Source organism: Nonomuraea indica, assembly GCF_002850745.1.
Lineage (GTDB): Bacteria > Actinomycetota > Actinomycetes > Streptosporangiales > Streptosporangiaceae > Nonomuraea > Nonomuraea indica.
Genome location: NZ_KZ559468.1, coordinates 159,635 through 163,383 on the forward strand (window position 1 = coordinate 159,635; position 3,749 = coordinate 163,383).

General features: G+C 74.8%; 4 protein-coding genes. All 4 read left to right on the plus strand.

Annotated elements, in window-relative coordinates; translation table 11 throughout:
* Window positions 1-524 (plus strand): FAD binding domain-containing protein (locus CXR44_RS40720; protein ID WP_483870010.1); only part of this gene is annotated, 524 nt, incomplete at its 5' end.
* A gap of 8 nt (window positions 525-532) precedes the next feature.
* Window positions 533-1,012, plus strand: coding sequence for a (2Fe-2S)-binding protein (locus CXR44_RS08530; RefSeq protein ID WP_101784373.1), 480 nt, complete (start codon window positions 533-535; stop codon window positions 1,010-1,012).
* A complete protein-coding gene (gene cutA, locus CXR44_RS08535; protein ID WP_101784375.1) occupies window positions 1,009-3,372 on the plus strand; it encodes an aerobic carbon-monoxide dehydrogenase large subunit in 2,364 nt (787 codons plus the stop codon). The genes CXR44_RS08530 and cutA overlap by 4 nt, the downstream gene beginning before the upstream one ends.
* Window positions 3,373-3,401: 29 nt before the next feature.
* Window positions 3,402-3,749, plus strand: a 348-nt coding sequence (locus CXR44_RS40725; RefSeq protein ID WP_425437404.1) for a leucine-rich repeat domain-containing protein, incomplete at its 3' end; no start/stop codon positions are given.

Sequence of the window (3,749 nt, forward strand, 5' to 3'; positions counted from 1 at the left end):
GGCTGGCCCGCCACGGGGCGGGCGAGCGGGACGTCCCGGCGCGGGAGTTCTTCCTCGGCCCCATGGAGGCGGCCGTCCGGCCCGGCGAGCTGGCGGTGTCGGCGTTCTTCCCGGCGCTGCCGGCCCGGTCCGGCACGGCCTTCCGCGAGGTGGCCCGGCGGCACGGCGACTACGCGCTGGCCGGGGTGTGCGCCGTGGTGACGCTGGGGGAGGACCTGGGCGTGGCCGCCGCGCGGGTGGCGTGCGTCGGGGTCGGGCCGGTGCCGGTCGTGGTGGACGTGACGAGGGCCTGCGAGCGCCGCCCGGCGGACCCGGCCGGCTGGGCGGCCGCGGCTCGGGCCGTACAGGAGGCGACCGAGCCGGAGGGCGACGTGCACGCGAGCGCCGCGTACCGGCTGCACCTCGTCGGCGTCCTGACCGGGCAGGCGCTCGACGAGGCGGCCCGGACGGCGGCCGGCGCCGCCGCCGGGACGGGAGCCGGGGCGGGCACGGCCATCCGGGGACGCGCGGAGCGGGCGGGGTGAGGAGGGACGTGGAGCACGAGATCACGCTGGTGGTGAACGGCGTCGCGCGGCGGGCGCGGGTGCCCGCGCGGCGGCTGCTGTCCGACTGCCTGCGCCACGACCTGGGCCTGACCGGCACGCACGTGGGCTGCGAGCACGGCGTGTGCGGCTGCTGCACGGTGCTGCTGGACGGCGAACCGGTGCGCTCCTGCCTGACGTTCGCGGTGACCGTGGACGGCCGGGAGATCACCACGGTGGAGGGGCTGGCCGGTCCGGACGGCATGTCGCCGGTGCAGCGGGCGTTCGCCGAGTGCCACGCGCTGCAGTGCGGCTTCTGCACGCCCGGCTTCCTGTGCACGGTGACGGCGCTGCTGCGCGAGAACCCCGCGCCGACCGATCGTGAGGTCCTGGAGGGCATCTCGGGCAACCTGTGCCGTTGCACCGGCTACCAGAACATCGCCAGGGCCGTCCACCGGGCCGCCGAACTGCTGGCGGAGGAGGGACGGTGAGCACGAGGCTGTTCGGCGAGCCGGTGCGGCGCCGGGAGGACAGCAGGCTGCTCACCGGGCGCGGCCGCTACCTCGACGACCTGGGCGCCGGCGCGCTGGCGGCGGCGTTCGTGCGCTCGCCGCACGCGCACGCCCGCGTCCGCGACATCGACGTCTCCGCCGCGCTCGACGTGGACGGCCTGGTCGCCGTCTACACCTGGGAGGACCTGCCCGAGCGGGTGGCCCGCCCGCTGCCGCTGCTCATCCCGCATCCCGCACTCACCCACGGCCGCACCGCCCATCCGCTGGCCCGCGACGTCGTCCGGCACGTCGGCGAGCCGGTCGTCATGGTCGTGGCCGCCGACCGCTACCTCGCCGAGGACGCCTGCGCGCTCATCGAGGTGGACTACGAGGTGCTCAAGCCGGTCGCCGGGCTGGAGGAGGCGGCGCACGGCGCGCACCTCGTGCACGACGACGTGCCCGGCAACGTGGGCGCCCACCTCGTCCAGGAGGTGCCGTCCGCGAGCGGCGCGGGCGCCCGCGAGGCCGTCGCGGCGGCGCCGCACCGGCTGGCGTTCCGGCTCGACATCGAGCGCAGCGCCAGCATGCCGCTGGAGGGCCGCGGCGTGTACGCCCGGTGGGACGGCACCGACCTGCGCGTCTACTCCAGCACCCAGACCTCCACCAGCGTCCGCATGGCCGTCGCCGCGGCGCTCGGCCTGCCGCTGCCGCACGTCGAGGTGATCGCCCCCGACGTGGGCGGCGGGTTCGGCGTCAAGATCGTCCACCCGTGGCCGGAGGAGATCCTCGTCCCGTGGGCGGCGATGCTGCTCGGCCGGGAGGTCAAGTGGACCGAGGACCGGCGCGAGCACTTCGTCTCCTCCGCCCACGAACGCGGCCAGGTGCAGCACGTCGAGGTCGGCTTCGACGACGAGGGGCGGGTGCTCGGGCTGGACGTGACGATCCTGCACGACCACGGCGCCTACACGCCGTACGGGATCATCGTGCCGATCATCACCTCGACCCAGTTGCTCGGCCCGTACCGGATCGGCGCCTACCGGGTCGAGTTCAGCTCCATCTACACCAACACCGTGCAGGTCACGCCGTACCGGGGGGCCGGGCGGCCGCAGGGCGTGTTCTGCATGGAGCGGACCATGGACAAGATCGCCCGCCATCTCGGCCGTGACCGCACCGAGGTGCGCCGGGTCAATCTCATCGAGCCGCACGAGTTCCCGTACGACCAGGGGATGACGTTCCAGGACGGCCGGCCGCTGATCTACGACAGCGGCGACTACCCGGAGATGCTCCGCATGGTCAAGGAGCTGATCGGCTGGGACGACTTCGAGCGGCGGCCCGGCCGGGGGATCGGCATCGCCTGCTACGTCGAGGGCACCGGCGTCGGCCCGTACGAGGGCGGCCACGTCATGGTCACCTCCGACGGGCGGGTGCACGTCTCGACCGGCCTCACCTCGCAGGGGCAGGGCCACGAGACCGTGTTCGCGCAGGTCGCCGCGACCGAACTGGGCGTGCCCATCGACCGGGTCTCGGTGGTCACCGGCGACACGCGCCGCTTCGGCTACGCGGTCGGCACGTTCGCCTCGCGCGCGGCCGTGATGAGCGGCAACGCGATCGCGCTGGCCTGCCGCAAGGTGCGCGCGAAGGCGCTGCGCATCGCCGCCGACGCGCTGGAGGCCGACCCGGCCGACCTGGAGATCGTCGACGGGCTGGTGCGCGTGGCCGGCACGCCGTCGGCCGGGATCCCGCTGTCCACGGTCGCGGTGCTGGCCAACCCGCTGCGCTACGCCTTCGACGACGAGGCGGTCAAGGCGACCCAGTTCGCCGGCGCGGCCTCGCCCGACCGGCCGCCCGTGGCCGAGGGCGACGAGCCGGGCCTGGAGGGGCGCGACTACTACTCGCCGATCAGGTCCACGTTCGCCGCCGGCATGCACGCGGCGATCGTCGAGACCGACCCGCTGACCGCCGAGGTGCGCATCGTCCGCTACGTGGTCGTGCACGACTGCGGCAGGCTGATCAACCCCATGATCGTCGAGGGCCAGATCCACGGCGGGGTCGCCCAGGGCGTCGGCGGCGCCCTGTACGAGCGGATGGTCTACGACGGGCACGGTCAGCTCGTCAACGCCTCGTTCATGGACTTCCTCATGCCGTACGCCACCGAGATCCCCATGGTCGAGACCGCCCACCTGGAGACGCCGTCGCCCCTCAACCCCCTCGGCATCAAGGGCGCCGGCGAGGCCGGGGTCATCCCGGTGTCCGCGGTGGTGGCGTCGGCCGTCGAGGACGCGGAGGGCATCCCGATCGACCGCATGCCGATCTCGCCGTCGGAGCTGTTCGAGCTCAGGAACCGCCACCCGGCCCGGTGACCGGGCAGGCGGGCTGGCATGATCGCGCCATGACGACGAGGACGGACGGCGAGCTGCGCGCGCCCGGCCGGGGGCTCACGCGCGTCCCCGGCACGGCGGGCGACCTCGCCGGCGTGCGGCTGATCGACCTGGCGTGGAACGACCTGACCGAGCTGCCGTCATGGCTCGGCGGCCTGCGGTCGCTGGAGGAGCTGCGGCTCGACGGCAACCGGCTGGGCGCCGTCCCCGACCTCTCGGGCCTGACCGCGCTGCGCGCCCTCCACCTCGACGGGAACCGGCTGACCGAGGTCCCCGCGTGCCCGCCGGGGCTCCGCACCCTCTTCCTGTACGGCAACGCCGTCACCTGCCTGCCGCCGGACCGGCTCCGCCCCGCGGGC